19 protein-coding genes are annotated in these 21,113 nt (G+C 54.1%); 8 read left to right on the top strand and 11 right to left on the bottom strand.

Translation table 11 applies throughout. The annotated features are described in order from the left end of the window. Positions 1-167: 167 nt before the first annotated feature. The 3 genes from BFW38_RS14825 to cbiB are packed head-to-tail and all read right to left on the bottom strand — an operon-like array spanning position 168 to position 3,669. Positions 168-1,661, bottom strand: a complete 1,494-nt coding sequence (locus BFW38_RS14825; RefSeq protein ID WP_068999594.1) for a cobyric acid synthase — start codon at positions 1,659-1,661, stop codon at positions 168-170. Then, the gene (gene cobD / locus BFW38_RS14830) at positions 1,658-2,722 is read right to left on the bottom strand and encodes a threonine-phosphate decarboxylase CobD (protein ID WP_068999595.1); all 1,065 of its coding nucleotides are present in this window, start codon (positions 2,720-2,722) and stop codon (positions 1,658-1,660) included. The genes BFW38_RS14825 and cobD overlap by 4 nt, the downstream gene beginning before the upstream one ends. Further along, positions 2,719-3,669 carry an adenosylcobinamide-phosphate synthase CbiB gene (cbiB, locus tag BFW38_RS14835; protein WP_245686174.1) on the bottom strand — a complete coding sequence of 317 codons (951 nt, stop codon included), beginning with the start codon at positions 3,667-3,669 and terminating at the stop codon, positions 2,719-2,721. Before cbiB ends, cobD begins: the two co-directional genes overlap by 4 nt. Before the next feature lie 230 nt (positions 3,670-3,899). Between cbiB and cobT the strand changes: the two genes are divergently transcribed. Together cobT and cobC are read left to right on the top strand one after the other, a co-directional pair. Beyond that, on the top strand, positions 3,900-5,000 hold the full coding sequence (gene cobT / locus BFW38_RS14840; protein ID WP_084004687.1) for a nicotinate-nucleotide--dimethylbenzimidazole phosphoribosyltransferase: 1,101 nt from the start codon (positions 3,900-3,902) through the stop codon (positions 4,998-5,000). After that, entirely contained in the window at positions 4,990-5,634 is a 645-nt protein-coding gene (gene cobC, locus BFW38_RS14845) for an alpha-ribazole phosphatase family protein (RefSeq protein ID WP_068999596.1), read from the top strand. The genes cobT and cobC overlap by 11 nt, the downstream gene beginning before the upstream one ends. Here the strand turns inward: cobC and BFW38_RS14850 are convergent. Further along, on the bottom strand, positions 5,628-6,089 hold the full coding sequence (locus BFW38_RS14850; protein WP_068999597.1) for a carboxymuconolactone decarboxylase family protein: 462 nt from the start codon (positions 6,087-6,089) through the stop codon (positions 5,628-5,630). The two genes, cobC and BFW38_RS14850, sit on opposite strands and share 7 nt — an antisense overlap. A 105-nt stretch (positions 6,090-6,194) precedes the next feature. On the opposite strand from BFW38_RS14850, the gene pdxR reads away from it, so the two are divergent. Then, positions 6,195-7,667, top strand: coding sequence for a MocR-like pyridoxine biosynthesis transcription factor PdxR (pdxR, locus tag BFW38_RS14855; RefSeq protein WP_068999598.1), 1,473 nt, complete (start codon positions 6,195-6,197; stop codon positions 7,665-7,667). Between the two features lie 51 nt (positions 7,668-7,718). On the opposite strand, the gene BFW38_RS14860 is transcribed toward pdxR, so the two are convergent. The 5 genes from BFW38_RS14860 to BFW38_RS14880 all read right to left on the bottom strand — a co-directional run bounded on the left by BFW38_RS14860 (position 7,719) and on the right by BFW38_RS14880 (position 11,311). Further along, entirely contained in the window at positions 7,719-8,126 is a 408-nt protein-coding gene (locus BFW38_RS14860) for a GFA family protein (protein ID WP_068999599.1), read from the bottom strand. A gap of 89 nt (positions 8,127-8,215) precedes the next feature. Further along, positions 8,216-8,743, bottom strand: a complete 528-nt coding sequence (cobU, locus tag BFW38_RS14865) for a bifunctional adenosylcobinamide kinase/adenosylcobinamide-phosphate guanylyltransferase (protein WP_175400992.1) — start codon at positions 8,741-8,743, stop codon at positions 8,216-8,218. A gap of 45 nt (positions 8,744-8,788) precedes the next feature. Further along, positions 8,789-9,577, bottom strand: a complete 789-nt coding sequence (locus tag BFW38_RS14870) for an adenosylcobinamide-GDP ribazoletransferase (protein WP_084004689.1) — start codon at positions 9,575-9,577, stop codon at positions 8,789-8,791. A gap of 35 nt (positions 9,578-9,612) precedes the next feature. Then, positions 9,613-10,389: a lysophospholipid acyltransferase family protein gene (locus BFW38_RS14875; protein ID WP_068999601.1), complete on the bottom strand. Its 777-nt coding sequence runs from the start codon at positions 10,387-10,389 to the stop codon at positions 9,613-9,615. A gap of 109 nt (positions 10,390-10,498) precedes the next feature. Then, positions 10,499-11,311, bottom strand: coding sequence for a sugar nucleotide-binding protein (locus BFW38_RS14880; RefSeq protein WP_068999602.1), 813 nt, complete (start codon positions 11,309-11,311; stop codon positions 10,499-10,501). Between the two features lie 23 nt (positions 11,312-11,334). On the opposite strand from BFW38_RS14880, the gene BFW38_RS14885 reads away from it, so the two are divergent. The 4 genes from BFW38_RS14885 to BFW38_RS14900 all read left to right on the top strand — a co-directional run bounded on the left by BFW38_RS14885 (position 11,335) and on the right by BFW38_RS14900 (position 13,974). Continuing rightward, complete coding sequence (locus BFW38_RS14885; protein ID WP_068999603.1) at positions 11,335-11,607, top strand: hypothetical protein; 273 nt, start codon at positions 11,335-11,337, stop codon at positions 11,605-11,607. 123 nt (positions 11,608-11,730) lie between these two features. Next, positions 11,731-12,150, top strand: coding sequence for a hypothetical protein (locus BFW38_RS14890; protein WP_068999604.1), 420 nt, complete (start codon positions 11,731-11,733; stop codon positions 12,148-12,150). Positions 12,151-12,414: 264 nt separating this feature from the next. Further along, positions 12,415-13,365, top strand: coding sequence for an SPFH domain-containing protein (locus BFW38_RS14895; RefSeq protein ID WP_069000526.1), 951 nt, complete (start codon positions 12,415-12,417; stop codon positions 13,363-13,365). Between the two features lie 144 nt (positions 13,366-13,509). Then, the gene (locus BFW38_RS14900) at positions 13,510-13,974 is read left to right on the top strand and encodes an NfeD family protein (protein WP_068999605.1); all 465 of its coding nucleotides are present in this window, start codon (positions 13,510-13,512) and stop codon (positions 13,972-13,974) included. On the opposite strand, the gene BFW38_RS14905 is transcribed toward BFW38_RS14900, so the two are convergent. Together BFW38_RS14905 and BFW38_RS14910 are read right to left on the bottom strand one after the other, a co-directional pair. Next, positions 13,949-15,028, bottom strand: coding sequence for a diguanylate cyclase (locus BFW38_RS14905; protein ID WP_175400993.1), 1,080 nt, complete (start codon positions 15,026-15,028; stop codon positions 13,949-13,951). The two genes, BFW38_RS14900 and BFW38_RS14905, sit on opposite strands and share 26 nt — an antisense overlap. 6 nt (positions 15,029-15,034) lie before the next feature. Then, a complete protein-coding gene (locus BFW38_RS14910) occupies positions 15,035-19,858 on the bottom strand; it encodes a PAS domain S-box protein (protein ID WP_068999606.1) in 4,824 nt (1,607 codons plus the stop codon). A gap of 246 nt (positions 19,859-20,104) precedes the next feature. Between BFW38_RS14910 and BFW38_RS14915 the strand changes: the two genes are divergently transcribed. Continuing rightward, the gene (locus tag BFW38_RS14915) at positions 20,105-21,100 is read left to right on the top strand and encodes an alpha/beta hydrolase family protein (protein ID WP_218186435.1); all 996 of its coding nucleotides are present in this window, start codon (positions 20,105-20,107) and stop codon (positions 21,098-21,100) included. Positions 21,101-21,113: the final 13 nt, after the last annotated feature.

A 21,113-nucleotide genomic window follows, 5' to 3' on the forward strand; every position in this document is an offset into this window, starting at 1 on the left:
GTGTTGTTATAAGCGCTTTAGGAGAGCTTTTGATTCGCGTTTTAATGAGATTCGACGAGGGCTTAATTCAGCTCAGTTTTAATACAACTAGGGCTTAATACAACCAAGCGTTAAGAAAACTCAGTTTTAAGACAGCTAAGTTTTAAGACAGCTAAGTTTTAAGACAACTATAGCTTAAAGAGCTGATGTAATGCGGCAGGATCCAAAGCACTGACCAGTTGATCCGCCAGCCGATCAAGCTGTTGCTGACGATGCTGCGCATAATCCACTGGCCGATGATCCGTCCGTAAGCCCCAGTGCTTCAGCAAAGCCTGACAAGCTGTCGGACTCTCCAGTAACCCGTGCCAGTAACCGCCCATAATCTGACCATCGTCACTCACAGCACCATCCGACACGGAGGCCCCACCGATCGCCTCATCACGCTGTAAAAACGGCCTAGCCAGTGCGGGACCTTCAGTTATGCCATTATGGATTTCATAGCCCGTCGCCGTCACCCGCTCAGGAAAACACAGCTGACCCTGAACATTACGCAGCTGCTTACCCGGCACTAATCGAGTCGTCATCTGCAACCACCCGAGCCCCTGAGAACGGCCTGCGGGCCCTTCAAGTCCGCTGGGGTCATCAATCGTCGTCCCCAGCATCTGAAAGCCACCGCAAATCCCCAATAGATGACCGCCATAACGCAAGTGACGACGGATCACTTCCGGCCACCCTTGGCGCACGAGCCAATCAAGATCCTGCCGTGTACTTTTGCTGCCCGGCAAAATGATCACATCGGCTGGAGGAATCGCCTCACCTTGCCCCACCCAATGCAAATTCACATCGGGATGTAGGCGTAACGGATCAACATCATTATGGTTACTGAGCCGAGGCAAACGTGGCACCACGATATTGAGCGATCTTCGGTTTAAGCCGCCGGGGCTGACACGTGCGGTACTGCCGGTCAGACCGACACTGTCTTCTGCATCCACCAGCAGATCATGTAAATACGGCATCACCCCGAATACCGGCTTACCCGTTTGGGTACTGAGCCAATCCAAACCGGAGGTTAAGAGCGCCGGATCACCCCGAAAGCGATTGATGATAAACCCCTGGGTACGGGCTTGTTCAGTGGCCGACAACAACGCCAGAGTGCCGTATAACTGCGCAAACACGCCTCCCCGTTCAATATCGCCCACGAGCAGCACATCGCAATCTGCCGCTTCAGCAAACCCCATATTGGCAATATCATTCTGGCGCAGATTAATTTCTGCCGGGCTTCCCGCACCCTCAGCCACAATCACGTCATGACGCTGCTGCAAGGCGTGCCAGGCAGCCATGACCGTATCGCGGGCTTCGGCTTTGAAAGCGTGGTAATCCAGCGCATCCATATGTCCATACACTTGCCCCCGTAAGATCACCTGAGACCCACGTTCAGACTGGGGTTTCAGCAAAACAGGATTCATATCACTATGCGCGGGGACACCGCAGGCTAATGCCTGCAATGCAGTCGACCGTCCGATTTCACCACCATCGACGGTAACCGCACTATTTAACGCCATATTCTGCGGTTTAAACGGTGCCACCGAAATGCCCTGGCGCGCCAGCCAGCGGCATAATGCCGTCACTACCGTGCTTTTACCGGCATCAGAGGTCGTCCCTTGAATCATGACGGTGGTCATCGTTTTGCCTCAGTGTTTATTGCTGTTTTAACCTTTGTTGAGTGATGCGATGGTCCAGAGAGAACGAGCCTAGCCAATGCCTGTTTCAACCTCTGCCATTGCTGCTCGCTACCCGGCAACCCCAAGCGCAATGCAGGAGGCTGATGATCACCGACATCAAAAGTTCGCACCCAAATCCCTTGGGCCGCCAGCTGATCAGCGATCGCCATAGCTGCAGGAGTGGGACAATAACGAAACAGCTCAGTCCCTTGAGAGGCCAGGCCGACAGCGTCCAGATCAGCGGTAAGACGGGCACTGGCGGTCGTTAAACGTGCCCGTGCCTGGGTTTGCCAATGCTCATCGGCCAAGGCCTCAGCCATCACATAGCGGGCGGGGCCACTGACCGCCCAAGGGCCTAATGCCGCTTGCAAGGCCGCCATGAGAGTCGCATCGCCCAAAGCCACCCCGGCACGCAAACCAGCAAGCCCAAAAAATTTACCCAACGACTTCAGCACCACCAAACCTTCAGCCGCTGAATGCCGGATCACACTGTTGGCTGAATCCAGTAAGAAGGCTTCGTCGACCACCAGCCAGCCCCCACGCGCGGCCAAACGCGCTCGCACATCGGCTAAAAGCGATACCGGCAGATAAGCTCCCGTCGGGTTGTTGGGGTTGATCGAGACCACCACATCCAACGTATCCAGCAGCGGGCTCGACCACCACTGTTGCGGCAATGCCACCACTTGATGACCCGCTGCGGCCCAACAGTGCCCATGCTCTTGATAGCCCGGCACCGGCACACCGACGCGTCCGGCCGGACGCAGTCGAGGTAATGCCTGAATCGCCGCCTGGGAACCTGCCAGCGGACAAAGGCCCACGGCAGAAGACACCCCCGCCCACTGCTGAATGGCGGCATTGAGTCCATCGCGTTCTTCCGGCAACCGTTGCCAGCAGGCGGCCGGAATAGACGGTACCGGCCAAGGCCAAGGATTAATCCCGGTGGATAAATCCAGCCATTGGTCATAAGGGCGCGCCCAACGCTGCACCGCCTCCTGTAGATTGCCACCATGACGCACGCTCATGGCCACCCCATCAACAAAGCCATCCCCCCCATCACACCAAGCCAAAGCCCAATGCTGCGATTGACCAACGCCACCGCCTGATCAATGGACGCGGCACTGGCAGGCTCACCTTGCCCCAGCAATGGCCGCTCATGCACACCGTCGGAATACAAGGCGGGTCCGCCCAGCGCGACATGCAACGCCCCAGCCCCAGCCGCCATCACTGGCCCGGCATTGGGGCTATCCCATTGAGCGGCTTGCGTGCGCCAACACTGCCAGGCCGTGGCCGTATGCCCGACCAGCACATAGCTGAGCGCCGTCAGGCGGGCGGGCAACCAGTTTAAAAGGTCATCCAATCGAGCAGCGGCATAGCCAAACTGGTGGAAGCGTTCAGTACGATAGCCCCACATGGCATCCAAGGTATTCACCGCACGGTGAAGCACCACGCCAGGGAGCCCGGCCACAGCGAACCAAAATAAACTGGCAAAAATCGCATCCGCCCCATTTTCCAAAACGGACTCAGTCGCCGCTGTCGCCACGCCTTTTGCATCCAGAGCATCTGTCTTACGGCTGACAATCATCCCCACTCGACGCCGCGCCAGCGCAAGGTCATCAGCCTCCAGCGCCCGCGCAATCGGCCAAGCATGAGCCACCAATCCCCGCCATGAGAGTGTTGACCAAAGCACCAACACTGCGATCACTTCACGCCAGCCAGAAGGACAATACCGCTGCACGCCCGCCGCAATCAGCAACAAAGGCATCACCAATATCATCAATGCGATAGCGCCTTTGAGACGCCGCCGCGCGCCGCTGTTGAACCGCTGTTCCAAAGCAGTCGTCAAACGTCCAAACGCCACCAATGGATGAGCCCGCCGAGGCTCCCCCAACAGTAAGTCCAATGCCAAGGCCGCGGCCCATAATCCCAAAACCATGGCGCAAGACGCCCAGAGCCCATTTTCAGCAAACACCTACCGGCATCCTTTTTGATTGATCGCACGAGTCACCCCCCTGAAAATCGCGTCAAATTCAGGGGGGCGTTGATGTTGGACGCCTAGTGTACCCAAGGCGGCAGCCCTTGGCAGCCTATTCGGCAGGCTTGACAGACGGGGGCAGCCCGTAGAGGATCAAGCGCCTTATCAAGGCTCGCATGACGCTGTCTAACGGCCACTGCTCAAAACAGCGAGAACAGGATACTGCCATGTTCCAATCGCCCCATGATCTGCCCACTTGTTGGACAGACCCACTCCCCCCACTGGATGAGAACACCCGGCGACTCGCCTCTGAGCGCCAACAACAGCTGACGAAACCGCCAGGGTCTCTCGGTCGACTTGAACAAGCGGCGATCCAACTGAGTGGCCAGCAAGGCCGTGTTAATCCGGTAATCGCGCAAGTGGCGATCAGTGTCTTTGCAGCGGATCACGGTGTTTGTGAGGAAGACATTTCCGCTTTTCCACAAACCGTCACAGCCCAAATGATCGACAACTTCGTGCAGGGTGGCGCGGCCATCAGCGTGATGGCCCAGCAACTCAATGCCGTATTAGAGGTCATCAATCTGGGGACAGTCGCCGATCTTGCCGCTCAACGATCGGGTCAAAAATCGACCGATCAAGCTCATGGCCACATCCACCATGAGATCATCGCCCCCACAACGGCTAACTTCACTCAAGGCCCGGCCATGACAGAAACGCAGCTCATACAAGCGCTGCAATCAGGCGATCGAGCCGCCGCGCGCGCCGCTGAAATGAAGGCCGATTTATTCATTGCCGGTGAAATGGGAATTGGTAACACCACCAGTGCCGCTGCCGTGGCCGCTGCCGTATTACAACAACCCGCCGCCCCACTAGTGGGCGCCGGTACCGGTCTGATGGGGGCCGCGCTACAACACAAGATCAGTGTCGTCGAACGAGGGTTAACACGACATGCCCAAGCCCGTACACCGCTCTCGATTCTCGCTGCACTCGGAGGCTTTGAAATTGCGGCCATCGCCAGTGCCTACTTGGGCGCCGCAAGCCGTCGAATACCGGTGCTGGTCGACGGTTTTATCGCCACCGTTGCGGCCTTAATCGCCGTACGTCAACAACCCGAACTTCTCCATTGGCTGCATTTTGGTCACCGCTCGCAAGAACAAGGCCACCAACAAGTGCTGACCGCCTTAAATGCTCACCCACTGCTGGATCTTGAGATGCGGCTGGGAGAAGGCAGTGGTGCGGCGATTGCGGTCTCTCTGTTACAAAGTGCCTGTGCGCTCCACAATGGCATGGCCACCTTTGCTGAAGCCCACGTCGACGATGGCCAATAACAAGCCTTCTCCAGCCCAAACAACGCAGCCTCAGACGTTGTGGGTCGATCTGTTGCGTCACGGCGAGCCAGAAGGAGAGCGCTGTTTTCGAGGGCGCCAAGATGATGTACTGACGTCCAATGGATGGCAGCAGATGGAGCGGGCGGTGACCTTATGCTCCCGGCCAGAGCGCATTATCAGCTCGCCGCTAACACGCTGCCGTGCCTTTGCCGAAACCCTCGCCACTCGCTACCAATGCCCGATCACGATAGCCCCCGATTGGCGAGAAATTGATTTTGGCGATTGGGAGGGCCTCCCCATTGACCGTATTGATTCAACCGCACTTTCACATTATTGGGCGGATCCCCTGAATCATACGCCGCCTAACGGAGAACCCCTACACCACTTCCAACAGCGTGTATTAGCCGCTTGGGCGCACTTTCTAGCAACCGCCCAGGAGCAGCGCGTGATGATCATTGCCCATGGCGGCACGCAGCGCATCGTGCTGGCGCATATACTGGGCATTCCATTGGATCGCTGTCACCAAGGGCTGGCCATTCCCCATGCTTGTCATAGTCAACTGCGAATTGACCGCACCCCCGAAGGCCTCTTCAGCGCACTGATCGCCCACCGCCCACCCAATGAGCCTTATTGACGCATTGAAATCGCCAATCGGTTCAAAGCACTCATTAAGGCGACGGCACAACTCAGGTCTGAGATTTCGGCATCGGTGAAGTAAGCTTGTAGCCTTGCAAAGGCCTCATCTGAAGCCTGATCTTTTTGAATATCGGCCATGGATTCAGCCCAGCCCAATGCCGCTTTTTCACGGCCATCAAACCGTTCACTGACACGCCAACCCGCCAAACAGTCCAGCTTGGCTTCATCCACACCGGCCGCTCTCAGCGACGCCGCATGCATAGCCAAACAAAAAGCACAGCCATTCATCTGCGATAACCTCAGATAGACCAGCTCAAGGAGCCCTTGATCCAGTGCACAATGGCCTAATGAACTGCGGTCTAATGAACAGCGATCCAATGCTTGCTTGGTCGCAATAAAGCCACGATAGGCTTCGGGAGATAGGGTCTGATAAGACAATCGCTGTTGAGCCATTGGAACCTCCTAAATGCAGCATCAAGACAAAATCAGGGTCACTATTGATGATGTCATCAGGTTAGCGGCATCATGGCTTACCTTATAGCGCCAAGAATATTCAAAATGACTAGGCCATCAGCATTTAAGATCGCACCGCTCCCCCCCAAAGACAGCCAACGCACGCCCTATTACCTACAGCTTTACCAGCGTTTTCGCGATGCGATGGCGGAGGGACAACTCAAACCGGGCGAACGAGTGCCCTCGGTTAGGAGTCTTGCCAGTGAGTTGAACCTGGCTCGCGGCACCGTCGACAAGGCCTATCAAATGCTGATTGGGGAAGGTTATCTATGGCCACGAGGTCCGGCAGGGACCATCGTCTCACCTCACCTGTCATCACCACCACACCATTCTCGATCTTATACAAGCTCCCCCCAGCAGACCGTGGCTCCCACTTCACAACAGAACGTCACGGTCTCGAGGCCTGACCACTTGCAGCCGGGGCTCCCTGCACTTGATGCATTTCCTCGCAAGACTTGGACACGACTGATGAGCCGTCAGCTACGCGCTCAAACACGCGCAGATATGGCTTACCCCGCCGCAACGGGTTACCCACCGTTGAAACAGGCAATCGCCAGTTATCTCAGCGTCTCTCGCGGGATTCATTGTCAGCCCGAGCAAGTGTTCATCACTGCCGGCTACCGCGGAGCCTTGAGGCTGATCACTCATGCACTTTGCCTTGCAGGCACAACCGCTTGGTTTGAAGAGCCGGGCTATCGGTATGCCCGCATTTGCCTGGCACAGGCCGGTCTTCACCTCGTGCCTGTTCCCGTGGATAAAGAAGGGCTCAACCTCGCAGAAGGGCTTAAACGCGCACCGAATGCTCGCGTAGCAGTCGTCACACCGAGTCATCAGAGTCCGCTAGGCATGTCGTTATCACTGCCCAGACGGCAGGCACTACTGGCTTGGGCTGAAGCACAGTCCGGTTGGATTATTGAAGATGATTACGACAGCGAGTTTCGCTATCACGGCGCGCCATTACCCGCCCTGAAAAGTCTAGACCAAGCCGAGCGAGTACTTTACACCGGGACTTTCAGCAAAGTGCTGTTGCCAGGGCTACAGCTGGCCTATCTAGTCGTTCCCTTAAACCAAGTGGATCGTTTTACTCAATACGCTCAGCATCTACCGGGCCCAGGCATGACACTGCCCCAAGCCACGATTGCGACCTTTATGACTCAAGGTGGGTTCGCCCGACACTTACGCCGCATGCGAACGCTTTACGCCCAAAGACGTGAAGTACTGACCACCGCCTTGGAACAAGACCTCGGACATATATTGAGTGTCCAGCATCAGCCGGGCGGTATCCATTTACTGACGTATTTAAAGCCTTATCATGGCGCCACCACCGTCAATCCACCTGGACTTGATCAACAGATGGCGACGGTCGCACGTCAAAGAGGGATTGGTATTGAGCCCCTAAGCCCATGGTATTTAGGTCAGCCTGATCGGCAAGGGTTCATCATGGGCTTCACCAATGTTGAAGATTCGACAATGGCGCAACAACACCTCAGCCCATTGCGCGACATACTCAACAGATGATCCCCCAATGAAGCGGGGGGTTAACAAGCTGACTTTGGCTCAGACCGGCCCTTAGCGCTCGGGCAAGCGCTCAAAATGCGGGGCATCCACGACCGCATCATACCAAGCCGCCCGCTCGGCCCAGAAGATGTGATCTTGGGGCTGTAGTGTCGACGCATCGTCCAGACATCCGGCTGGAACAACCAAGGCCTTCCCAGTTTGAGAGAGATAAGGCAAGCGCGATCCACACGTGGGGCAGAAGGCATTTGATGAGAGGCGACCGGGTATGTTGTAACGCGTTACATGCGCCTGTCCGCTATGCCAAGTAATATTATCGGGGCGCGTGAACAGATTAGCGACATGGGCTGACCCAGTCAGTTTCTGGCATTGATGACAGTGGCATAGATGAAACTGCTGAAAATCATCGTCACAGCTGAAAGTCACATCGCCGCACAAGCAGCGGCCTTGAATCACACTCATCGGTTTCACCTCCCAGAGGGCCTCAAAGACATCGGCATGCCGCTATTCACGCAACCGCATAGCGGCTTTCAACCGTTGAATATGCGCCTTTAACCTTTCAGCTTCAATGCCAAGCCTGCAACACTCAGCTGTACTTGGTCACAGCATTGCGCCAGGGATTGGTTCAGGGTACCCAACCGATCCACAAACTGTCGTGTCAGCGCATCCATACCGATAGTGCCGAGCCCGACTTCATTGCTGACGATGATCATATCGCCAGGATAATCCGCTATCGCGCTCAAGAAAGCCGTTTGTTCCTGCTCAATCCGGGGCGTGTCAGGGTGGAGTAATAGATTGGTCAGCCATAGGCTCATGCAGTCCACCAGCAATAAAGGCACGGGCGTCTGTAAGCGATAAGTCTCGACCGCCTGACCCAAGGCAATGGGCGCTTCGCATAATGCCCAGTGATCGGGGCGTCGTTGCTGATGGCGTTTAATGCGGGAGGACATCTGATCATCATCCGGCCAATGCTCGGCTGTCGCCACATAGACAACCGGACCGGTATGAGCGCTGGCGAGCTGCTCGGCCATCACACTCTTGCCCGAACGCACACCGCCAAGAATGAGGGTTTTCATCATGATTCTCCGTTCAGGCCAGCCGTCTCAGCCATACGGGAGGCTGGATCAAGGCATTAAACCAGCCAATAGTACCAAGTATACGATCACGGTAGCGGTTTGCTGAACGGCCCCGAGCGTATCACCAGTGTAGCCGCCTAATTGGCGACGTAAGATAGCGCAAAAAAGCTGTCGCCAGCCGCCTAGCCCAATCAGTAAAGCGAGCAGCAGCATTGCAGAAAAATCAAACAGCCAGCAGATGACAGCCACCACCACCATCGCCGAGCCCACCACCCAACGGAAGTCGGCTTTGGGCAAAGCGCCTGTGACAGCTTGCACCCGGCTGTCATGAAGCCGGACATAAGGCAATGACTGCATGAAGCTCACCGCCAAGGCTCGGCTCAAAACATGCCCTAAAATCAGCGCGGCCATCACCGGAGAGCCTATGCCGGTCAGAGGCAACGCCGCTAGGGCCGTTAACGTCACGGTTTGCAGCACCAGCATCAATATCAGCCCTAAGCCCCCATAGGTGCCCAGAGCACTGTCTTTCATAATGCGTAGTTTATCGGTGACTTGCCAACCCCCACCGAAGCCATCACAGGTATCAGCCAGGCCATCTTCATGCAGACCACCGGTCATCAGCACGCCCGTGATCAAAGCCAGTACCACCGCGACGGTCGGCATCCATAGATCAGCAGCGAGACCATACACAGCGGCTGTCGTCAGGCCGATCCCCAAGCCGACCCAGACGACATGACGATGGACTTGGCTCAGAGGCAACCCTTCCGGCCATTTCACCGGGAGTCGGGTATAAAAGCTGATGGCCGCCCTGAGTTGTCGCCAGAACAATGTCATCATCTCAGCACCGCTTCATGGATTCGACAGCCCGAGGCTTAAACGGGCATATCATTCGCCTCATGAGCATCGGCTTGCGGCGGGCGTGGCACTTCAGAAATCTCACTTAATTGCTGCTCGATCCAGGCTTCAACCTCCGCCGTCACCTCATCGGGAGAGCGGCCTGCGGTCTCAATCGCAGGGCCAAAGCGAACGGTGAGTGTGCCGCTACGCTTGATCAAACCTCGCCCCCAGCGTTCACCCGCGTTATGCGCAATCGGGACCACCGGCGCCCCAGCCCGACAGGCCAGCGAGGCGCCACTGCGCGCATATTTAAGGCGCTGACCAGGCAGCACCCGTGTCCCTTCAGGAAAGATCAACACGGAATGCCCCGACTGAAGTCGACTGCTCCCAGTTTTCAGTACCGTTTTTAACGCCCCCGCGCGCTTACTTCGATCTAACGCAATGGGCTCCAAAACCCGCAACCCCCAGCCAAAGACGGGCAGCTTCAATAGCTCTTTTTTCAATACCGTGCAGGTGGGCACTTTAACGATCTGCAGGTAAATCGTTTCCCACTCGCTCTGATGATTCGAGAGGAACACGCAGGGTTGTGCAGGCAGCTGATCCAACCCTTCAACTTGATAGCGAACGCCACAACACAGCCGAAACCAGAACACCAGGAAACGGTTATACAGCAGAATAAAATGAAAGCGTTGCGGTCGCGGCATTAAAAAGGCAAGCCCGGTCATCAGGGTGCCCGCAACCCCCAGCGCTAGAAAATAGCCTAGGTAGAAAATGATCGAACCGATATAACGGTTAGACCCGGAATGACTCATAAATATGATGTCCTGTGCAAACCACTGAGTAAGTATTCAGTTGAGTGAAACATTTAATTGCATGAAGCATTCAACTGAGTAGATATTATAAGTGATGAAGGCGGGTGAGCTATTGGGCGTTCAAGGCGCCCAGTTGGATCAACAGTTCAGGCAGAATCGCTCGCCAGGTACGCTGATGAACGCCAAAAGTTCCCATAATATGCTGACAATTCAACCCCATAAGCCCACTATCGGTTGGATCACCGGGATAACCTTTAATGTCTAATTGTTGGGCCAATGTGTGCATAAACTCCTGATGGCTGACCGGCTCAGTGCCCGCATAATGATAAATGCCCCACGCCTCGGCACCACAATCCAGCTGCTGCAACATACCGAGAAGAACACGCGCCACATCATCCAGTGATTGTAGACCGCGATAATGAGCACCTTGAACCGGCGCTTCTGGCGCGGGCTGGCTTAAACAGGCCGACACCAATCGTGCCAACCCGCCATTGGGGTGTGCGCTCAAGATCGGCGGCACACGCAAGATCAGGGCGTGTTCACTTTGCCCCACAGCATCTTCAACCTGTCGTAACCCCTGCGCTACGGGAGTTTCGCCAACAGGCTCGATATGCTCATCGACCCCCCACTGATCAGGCGCCAGCACCTGATCTGATGACAATAAAACCAGCGCCACCTGTCGGGCCTTAGCTTCAGCAACTAACTCAGGGAGCTGGGGCTGCCACCATTCAAGGCCATGATGATCCGTCGTCATCCCCACTTCCTGGGTGGGCCCTAAAGGCGCCAGCATTAAATGGGTTAACCCTTCAGGCCAGTCATCCCCCGGCCCGACACGCGACACCTGCACGGTATTGTCTGAAGCAGCGGCCTGACTCAGTGCAGACACCAGAGCAGGATACTCACTCAAAACGCCGATATGCATGACCAAACTCTCCCAGAGACGCAATGCTGACGACCCTGAGATCGCCACCTAAAATCCGCCGCTATCTTACACCAGATCAGGCCTTGCTGCTGTACCCGACCGAGGATTCACGACCTATTATTCAAAACCAGTTTCCGGCAATCTGCCAATCACTCGGCCAACGCCTGGCTCATCTATGGCAAGATGAGCCGATTCCCTTCAGGCCTCAAAACCAAGGTGATTACGATATCCCCTCGTTGACGTTAAAAGAGCATATCGCCCCTGATCAGCATGGCTTTTCCGCTCACTTACGCTGAGGCCCGATACCTGACTTTGTGCTGAATCCAGAGAGCAGTCATTGGCGGCCTGAACAAAATCCGTTATGTTGCGAGATGGCGTCACCTTTTGGCGTCATTCGTGATCACCACAGGGATAATGTCATGACCAAACCCGTTATTTTGACCATTCGCAACGAGGCTTCAACGCTTTTTGAGTCGATCGATAATCTGGAAGTCCCTCATCAGCCTGATATGCATATTATTGATGTCATGGAGATGGCTTATGGCCAAGCAGACGTTAATGGCAACAAAATTGAGCAGTTGGTCACGCGCTATTATGGGGAGGAAATGGGTTATTTGATCATCATGATCAATAGTGTCTGGGAAGGTTACTCACTGATCAAAGAACCCGCCATGGATGCAGCGGAAACGCGCTATATGTATTGGGGGCTCAAGGTGAATGGCCAACATGTCGAAACCAATATGAAAAAACTGAAAATTAATCCGGGGGATCATATTCTGTTTGAGTTCATTGCCGATGTCGCCGATTCCGGTGATATCCCCTCTTCTCGTCGTCATTAATAAAACGAAACGCCGGATTCAAACGATACGACACAGGCCCATTCAATCACCAACATCCGTATGGGGTATCACATGATGCCGCATACGACCTGTCTCCATTCAATAACACCTGTGTCTCATTCTCATTTATGTAACACTGCCGCGCTTCATGTCGTTGTCTGGACATGCGAGGGCAGACGTCACGTCTGAGACACACTCATACCGCAACCTATTGGCTCATTCACTTATACAACTGGCCGGTAAGGCGAGTTAGGGATTATGGTCATGGAACTTGAATATATCCTCAATAAAGTACTCTCGATTGAAGTTGTGCTCTTAATTCTGGTGCTCATCACGTTGAAGAAGGCCATTATTTTTGTGCCGCAGAATCGTGCCTGGCTGATTGAACGTTTTGGTAAATACCAAGCCACGCGAGAAGCCGGCCTGGGTTTTGTGATCCCATTTATTGATCGCATTGCAGCCGATCGCAGCTTGAAGGAACAAGCGGCCGATGTGCCGAGCCAGTCGGCCATTACGAAAGACAACATCACCTTATCGGTTGATGGTGTCCTGTATTTTCGTGTGTTAGATCCCTATAAAGCCACGTATGGTGTCGATGATTACGTTTTTGCTGTCACTCAGCTGGCCCAGACCACCATGCGTTCTGAGCTGGGCAAGATGGAGCTAGACAAAACCTTCGAAGAACGTAACACCTTAAATACTTGCATTGTGTCCTCGATTAACGAAGCAGCGGAACCCTGGGGCATTCAAGTCCTTCGTTACGAAATCAAAGACATTATTCCGCCGACTTCCGTCATGGAGGCCATGGAAGCCCAGATGAAAGCAGAGCGCGTTAAACGTGCTCAGATTCTGGAATCTGAAGGGGATCGCCAATCCGCCATCAACGTCGCTGAAGGGCAAAAGCAATCTCAGGTATTGGCCGCAGAAGCCGATAAAGCCGAGCAGGTGTTACGAGCCGAAGGTGAAGCCAAAGCCATTCTCGCGGTAGCCGAGGCTCAAGCCGAAGCATTGCGCAAAGTGGGTGAAGCGGCAGATACCAGTGAAGGTCAGAAAGCCATTCAGTTGGATCTCGCCACTAAGGCGATTGAAGCGAAACAAGCCATTGCTAAAGAATCTTCTGTCGTTCTACTGCCTGACCAAGGCACTGACGCGAGCAGCGTCGTCGCCCAAGCCATGACGATTATCAACTCACTTAACCAAAAACAGTCCAGCTAGTATAAGACCCCCTATTGGGCTGATGAGTCACTGGCCGGTCCCATCCGCTCACCTTGGCACTATCAAGGTGAGCGGGCACAATGTCGTATGACCACCACATCAGTTAATCGCCATCGTCATGATGGCCTACAGGGATAAACACTTATGAGCGAATGGCTACCCTATCTACCTCAGGGGCTCATCGTGGCCGGGATCATGGCATTGATTGTCGAGGTTATGGTGCTCGGCCTGGCGACCTTCTTTTTATTATTCTTTGGTGTGGCCCTCATCTTGACCGGCCTAGTGATGCAATTCGACGTGATCTCAACGAATGCCACACTGGCATTGTGGAGCGTCACGCTGATGACCGGCATTCTGGCTTTAGTCTTCTGGCGCCCGCTCAAACGAATACAAACTAGCTCACGCCAACAGCATGTCAGCACTGAGTTTACCGATCATAGCTTTTTGCTGGAAAAGGATGTCGATCGTCAGGGGCTCTCACAACACACCTATTCAGGCATCCGCTGGAAACTGAAAAGCACGCACCCGATACCCGCCGGAACTTGGGTTAAGGTGGATAAAATTGAAGTCGGCGTCATGTGGATCAGCCCATTGACGGACCCGCACTGATATCCATGGCTTCATCATGAAGACAAAAATTGTCGCGCCCCGCAGCTTTGCATTCATAGAGCGCCTGATCAGCCTGCTCAATCAGTGCTTGAGCCGCCATCTGGCCCGAGGTCGTCACGGCCACGCCCAGGCTTAACGTTAAGTAGCCTTTAGGCGCTCCTTGGTGAGAGATATGCAGAGCGCGGATGGCATTCAGTAAACGCTCAGCCCAATGCCGAGCCCCCTCGTGATCAACGCCCGGTAAGATGCAAGCAAACTCTTCCCCACCATAACGTGCGACCATCGGCATCACGCTGCCCGCTTCCGCTATCGGCGGGTCGGTGATGGCAGGCGGGTCAAAAGCCCCTTCAAAGGTTTGGCTCAAGGTACTGGCCACTTTTCGCAGCGCATCATCACCGGCCTGATGCCCATAGGCATCGTTATAGCGTTTGAAGAAATCAACATCGATCATCATCAACGTCAGGGGCTGTTGTATTTCCTGGCAGAAACGACACTGCTGCGGCCAAACTTCATCAAAACGACGACGATTGGCAACCCCCGTCAACCCATCGACCATCGCAATCGATTTGAGCAAATCCGATTGACGCTTAAGTGCCATATGCGTATTCACCCGCACCTTCACAATGACCGGATTAATCGGCTTGCTGATAAAGTCCACTGCCCCGGCCTCGAATCCGGCGAGCTCATCATCCACTTGGTGGTGAGCGGTAATAAAGATCACCGGAATATGCGCAGTCTCCTCACTGGCTTTCAATCGCCGGCATACTTCAAGCCCATCAATACCGGGCATCATCACATCTAATAAAATCAGATCAGGGGGAAAGCGGGTGACCTGCTGCAAAGCGGACTCACCACTGGTCGCCATAAACACATCGTATAGCTCATTAAAAATTTCATGTAACACCCGAATATTGACGGTCTGATCATCCACGATGAGCAACCTTGGTCGCGCCAGGGTATTGGTCAGTAAGTAATCAGTCCCTTTGGGCATTACTTTCTCTCCTTCATTGGCAACCGAGGCGACACCTTCGTCCCGCGCGGGTTCAACGCTCATCTTAGGTCATTTTTTCAACATCATCCTGACCAGCTCAGCGGCCGCCATAAAATCCAAGGCTTCCATACACTCAATCAATTGAACAATCTCAGCAGATGCCGGCTGCACGGCCTGTAATACGGGTAACTGATTCAGAGCCGCCATATTCTGGCTCTCCAGCTGTGGCAGCAGCTGCCCCAATACTTGATGTAGCGGCTCAGAGTGCTCAGACGGTTCATCACTGGCGTCAGAACGAGGTGCTTCAGCCTCCCAACCCGCGTCAAGCAGTTGCTGATATAACTGTTGATAGTCCACCGCGAGCTGCTCGTACAAGGGCGTAAAAATCTCATCAGGCGATACATCGAGGGCGCCTTCGCTTGCTTTTAAACGCGCCTCCCAGGCAGCCGACATGTCGGCCAGTTTCTGTGCCCCCAGCGTTAACGACAATCCTTTAAGACTATGTAAAGACCGCTGAGCATCCGCTTGATGACCGACTTGAAGCGCAAGCTTAAGTACTTCTAGTAACGTTGTGCCCTCACTTTCAAAGCGTGATAGGCTCCGAGCATATAACTCAATATTGCCACCAAAGCGGAGTAGCGCCTGAGTAAACGGTGTTTCCATTTGGAGGTCCGGCATTTTATAAGGCGACACCTTTCCAGAGCGGCCGGTCACACGGCACAGGACATCAATCAGCTGAGCGAGAATGACGGGTTTGCCCAAGTGTTCATTCATCCCCGCATCCAAACAAGCTTTACGATCGACCTCTGAAGCGTTCGCGGTCATCGCCACAATTGGCAATTGATCAAAACGAGCGTCACGACGAATAAGGCGCGTCGCTTCCAAGCCATCCATCACCGGCATCTGCATATCCATCAATACGACATCAAAGGCGGGTGCTTGCGCCATGACCATACTGACCCCTTGCCGCCCGTGCTCAGCAACTTTGACTTCCGCGCCCTCACCCGCTAATAATTCCTGCGCCACCTGACGATTCAGCCCATTATCTTCAACCACGAGAATCTGCATGGAGGCCAAGGCACGATGCGCAGGCAACGCTGGCATGCCATAAGGCTCGTTACCATGCTTCAGGACAGACTGCACCACACCGAGCAACTGGGCCGGGGTTAACGGTTTAGTCAAAAAGGCCTCAAACGGTGGCGGATCAGTAATATCCTGCGCTAATAAGGCTTGGTGACCATAAGCACTGAGCATGATGATTTTAGGGGACTGGGCCATCATCTTCTGACGCACCTGCAATGCAGCCGTCAGGCCATCCATGCCGGGCATACGCCAATCCATTAAAATCATCTCATAAGGCATGCCCTTGTGCTGCGCCTGCTGTACTGCGGCTAACACCTGCTGACCATCATCAACACTATCCACCTGCCAGTCCAAGGCTCGACCGATATCCACCAGAATATCTCGGGTGAGGGCATTATCATCGACCACCAGCACACGACGTGGTTGATCTTCACTGATTTCAGGCACTTCAACATCAACCGGCAGCACGATATCAAAGCTGAAGCAACTGCCTTCACCGAGCGTACTGTTAACGCAGAGCTCACCGCCCATCATATAAACCAATCGCCGACAGATCGCCAAGCCCAGCCCGGTGCCCCCGTAACGACGAGTCGTTGAAGCTTCCGCCTGGCTAAAACTGTCAAAGATATGGGCTTGCTGCTCAGCGCTGATGCCAATACCTGAATCTTGAATGCTAAACCGCAGATGTAGCTGTGGGCCGACCCGATTCAGCACTTTGATCGCGACCACAATTTGGCCTTGTTCGGTAAACTTAATCGCATTGCCTGATAAATTGATCAGAATTTGCTGCAAGCGTAACGCGTCACCAATCACCATTTGGGGCAGCTGGGGCGAGAGGTCAAACATCAGCTCAACGGGTTTACTACCAAGATTGCCCGATAAGACAATGGCCAGATCCCGCATCAGTTTTTCTAGCGAAAAAGGATGGGGATCCAAGGCCAATTTACCTGCATCGATCTTGGAAAAGTCCAGAATGTCATTCAAAAGCCCCAGCAACGAGGTCGCTGCCGCAAACGCCTTATTCACGTAATCCGATTGTCGTGGCGACAGCGTGGTCTGCTGCACCAATTGCAACATGCCCAGCACCGCATTCATGGGCGTACGTATTTCATGGCTCATATTGGCCAGGAACTGACCTTTAGCCTGGGCCGCATGCTCCGCTGCCTGTTTCGCCGCCATCAGATGGCGCTCAGACTCTTTCTGTTGCCGAACATCCTGCGCCACCCATAAGTAGCCCTCAAGTGCGCCCGCCTCATCTCGGATGGCGGTCACAACGAGCGAGATTTCTAACCACTGCTGATCCTCACGCTGCCAGAATGTATCCAAACGCTCAGCCACTTCAGCTTGAGCTTTTAGCGTTAATATCGCGAAATCACTCAGGGCCTCATTAGCGGAGACTTGAGCCCGCTTCTGCGCAACATCGTCTGGGGCAAAGAACTGTACGACCGAGGTGCCCATGACAGTCTCCGCCTGATACCCCAGCATCTGCTCGGCACCGGCATTGAATAAAACGACGTCACCCTCGGCATCGGTCGCGATGATGGCGATTTCTGTCGCGGCTCGCAGCACATTGTTCAACAACAGGCTTACGCGGTGGCGTTCCGCTTCCGCTTCTTTGCGATCAGTAATATCGGTACGCAAGGCAACGAAACGCTCAATATTGCCGGCACTATCCATGAAAGGCGCAATCACGGTGTCGTACCACATCAACTGGCCTTGTCGTGAACGGTTACAAATCTCCCCATGCCAAGCCTTGCCGGCCAAAATTTGTTGCCACACCGCTTGCCAGAATTGTTGACTGTGGTGTCCCGAATTGACCAAGCGGTGGGTTTTACCCAGCAGGGTCTCCCGCGAATACCCTGTCAGCTCGCAGAACTTATCATTCACCTCGATAATTCGGCCTTTCAAGTCTGTCGCCGAATACAACATTTGCTCATTAATGGTGTTGAGCAACGCAGCGTTTTCCCGCACTGCATCCGCTAATTGCTGACGGCTTTCAACTAAGTCCGTCACATCGTGGATCATGGCGTAAAAACCTTTGACCTCACCGTCCACCACATCAGGCAGATAATGAGCCAAGGTGTGAATCATCCGTGATCCATCTGGCGGCACTAAGACACGCTCAAAGACCTGAGTTTCACCTTGTAACGCGGCCTCAATATAAGCGCGTGTATCTTCAAAGAGGCTCTCATCCATGACCTCGCATAGTCGCCGTCCAGGTAAGGACAAACCGTACCATTGCTCATAAGCCGTATTCGCGACCCGGTTCACTAAATCACGATCCCAGTAACCGATCATCGAGGGCATCGCATCAAGCACCGTCCGCAATGTATTCCGAGCCAGATCCAACTCCTCGGTACGTTGTCTGACTTGCTGTTCCAGCTGCGCATTAAAGGCCTTGAGCTGTTGCTGGGCCACCTTATGATGGCTAATATCATGGACCAACTTGGCGGCACCAATAACATTGCCCAAGTCATCCTGCAGCCCACCGGCCACCACAGAGACAGGAATTCGACGGCCAGACTTATGCTGCCGTTCAGTATCCACTAGGCGTACAGTGCGCCCGGCCATAATGCCTTCCAGTAAGGCCCGATCTTCTTCCAGGCGATCAGGCGGTAACAGCAGTGCTTCAACTGAACGCCCCAACGCCTCTTCTTCTGTAAAGCCAAACATCTCAGCGGCAGCTTTATTCCAACCCGTAATGGTGCCATCCAGGGCTTGACCAATAATGGCATCCGTCGAATGCTCGATGATGGTGGCAATATGGGCTTTTTCGGCCTTCATTTGCTGACGACTCCGCCGATTAGCCGTCACCAGCACGACTAAAAATGAGACAAGCACACTGGAAAGAGAACCCACCACAATAATCATATGAGGCTGAGGTTGGTTAAGTGACTCGACGAAGGCAGGAGTGGCCGAGAACTCAAAAAACCAGCCCCGCCCCAGCACATAGGCCGTAATAAACTGCGTAAAGAGTTGATGCTGTTCCGAACCAGGTGCGGTATCCAGAAAGTTGACACGTCGCCCTTTAAAGTCAATGTCATCCAGCTGCAAACGAAAGTACTCGGGATTCACCTCTAGATCGGCCATGACTTCATCAATCACTAAAGGCGCATAACTCCAACCTAAGCCATCTTCATAACGCACATGAGGTTCTGTTTGCTCATCCATTTCCCGAAGGTGCTGATAAATCGGCGAGACAATTAAAAAACCCTGAAGTGTTGCGCCCGTCGCCTGAACCAAGGTAATCGGCCCAGTAAGTCGCTCGACACCTTGCTTCATGGATTCGACCAGCGCCTCTCGACGAATGCTTTCCGAGGCGACATCCAATCCAATAGCTTCACGGTTGCGGGCCAATGGCTCAATAAATTCGATAGGAAAAAGTTCGCCTGAGTGGGGATTCAGCTGGCGGATCGTAAAGTCTGGCCAAACTCGATCACGCATATCTCGCACAAAGCGTTCGCGGTTTTGAGGGAGTACACGTCGAATCAAGCCAAATCCTCGCGCACCAGGAAACTCACGGGCAAGATCTCGGGTTCGGATGTAATCCAGAAAATGCGCCTGTGTCATCTGCTCAGCATCAGCGGCCAACACAACCCCACGGACACTTCGCACACCGTACAAATACAAGTTCATTCGATTCAGTACCGCTTGGCGAATATCCATACCGCGTTGAGCCACAATTTGCTGAGCATCCCGCTTATTCAAACGTTCTTGCCAACGTGCCACACCGACAGTGATGGCCAGCCCTGTCGCCAGAATTACCATAAATAAAAAGATCATATGCTTACGATGCGCGATGGCCGCCATGCAGGACTCCCTTACTCTTGACCCCTCTCCTGTCTATGCAGTCTAGGCGTTTTTCAGCAGAACCCCATGAATGACACCTAATAAATGCTGGCTAAAATCAAACCACCGTGGCATAAGTCGTTTGCTCACCCAGAGGGATTCAATGGCACCATGCTCAACCGATAGGACGAATAACGCATGCCACTCTTCACTCGACCACAGCTCATCCCAAAGCTGATGTCCGCGCTCTGTCTATGGATGCTTATCATGGGCGTTGCCCAGGCCGGACAAGTAGGCGTTCAGCAAACCACCTTTGATGTTGCACAAGCACGCCCCCTAGAAACGGTGATCTGGTATCCCGCCTCCTCCCGTGGATCAAAGACAGTGCCAACGGAAATCTTAGGGGATAACCCCGTATTCAAGGGCATCCCCGTGTTGAATGATGCGCCCATCGCGGCAGGACAGCATCCGGTCGCTTTGCTCTCCCATGGCTATCGGGGCAATTGGCGCAATTTAAATTGGCTGGCAGGCCGACTGGCTGCCCGTGGCTGGATTGTGGCGGCCGTCAATCATCCAGGCACCACAACGTTTAATACTCAACCGTCACAGGCGGCACAGTGGTGGGCAAGGCCACAAGATATTTCCCACCTGCTAGACCATCTCATGCAACAGTTTGCCGGTCATATTGACCCGGACCAAATTAGTGCGATTGGCCATTCATTAGGCGGATGGACAGTGTTACAACTGGCGGGTGCACAATTTGATCGAGCCCATTTTCTGAATGATTGCCAAGCCATCCATCAAGCGAACCCTTGTGGTTTGGGGGCCGAATTGGGGCTGACCACCGCCCAGCCTCAAGCGCCCGAATCACATGACCTGCATGATGCGAGAATCAAGCGCGTAGTGTCATTAGATTTGGGAATGGCGCGTAGCTTTAGCCCTGAGAGCCTGAGCCAGATCCATACGCCCGTGTTAATCCTCGCGGCAGGCATTGATATCAATGAACTGCCACAGACAATGGAGTCAGGTTATCTCGCCGAGCATATCACCAGTCGCTACCAGCAATATCGTGTGATTCCCGGGGCCACTCATTTTAGTTTTGTGCAGGTGTGCAAACCTGGCGCTAAAGCGCGCCTCAATCAAGAGATCCCCGGCGATGGCATTATCTGCCTTGATGGCGATGACGTTGATCGTAAAGCGCTGCATGATCAAATGTTCCGCGATATCTTTCAGTTCTTAGAGACACCGGCAAGCGCTCAATAAGCACTCATGAGCC

Origin of the sequence: Terasakiispira papahanaumokuakeensis, from assembly GCF_001709345.1 — a bacterium.
Taxonomy (GTDB): domain Bacteria; phylum Pseudomonadota; class Gammaproteobacteria; order Pseudomonadales; family Halomonadaceae; genus Terasakiispira; species Terasakiispira papahanaumokuakeensis.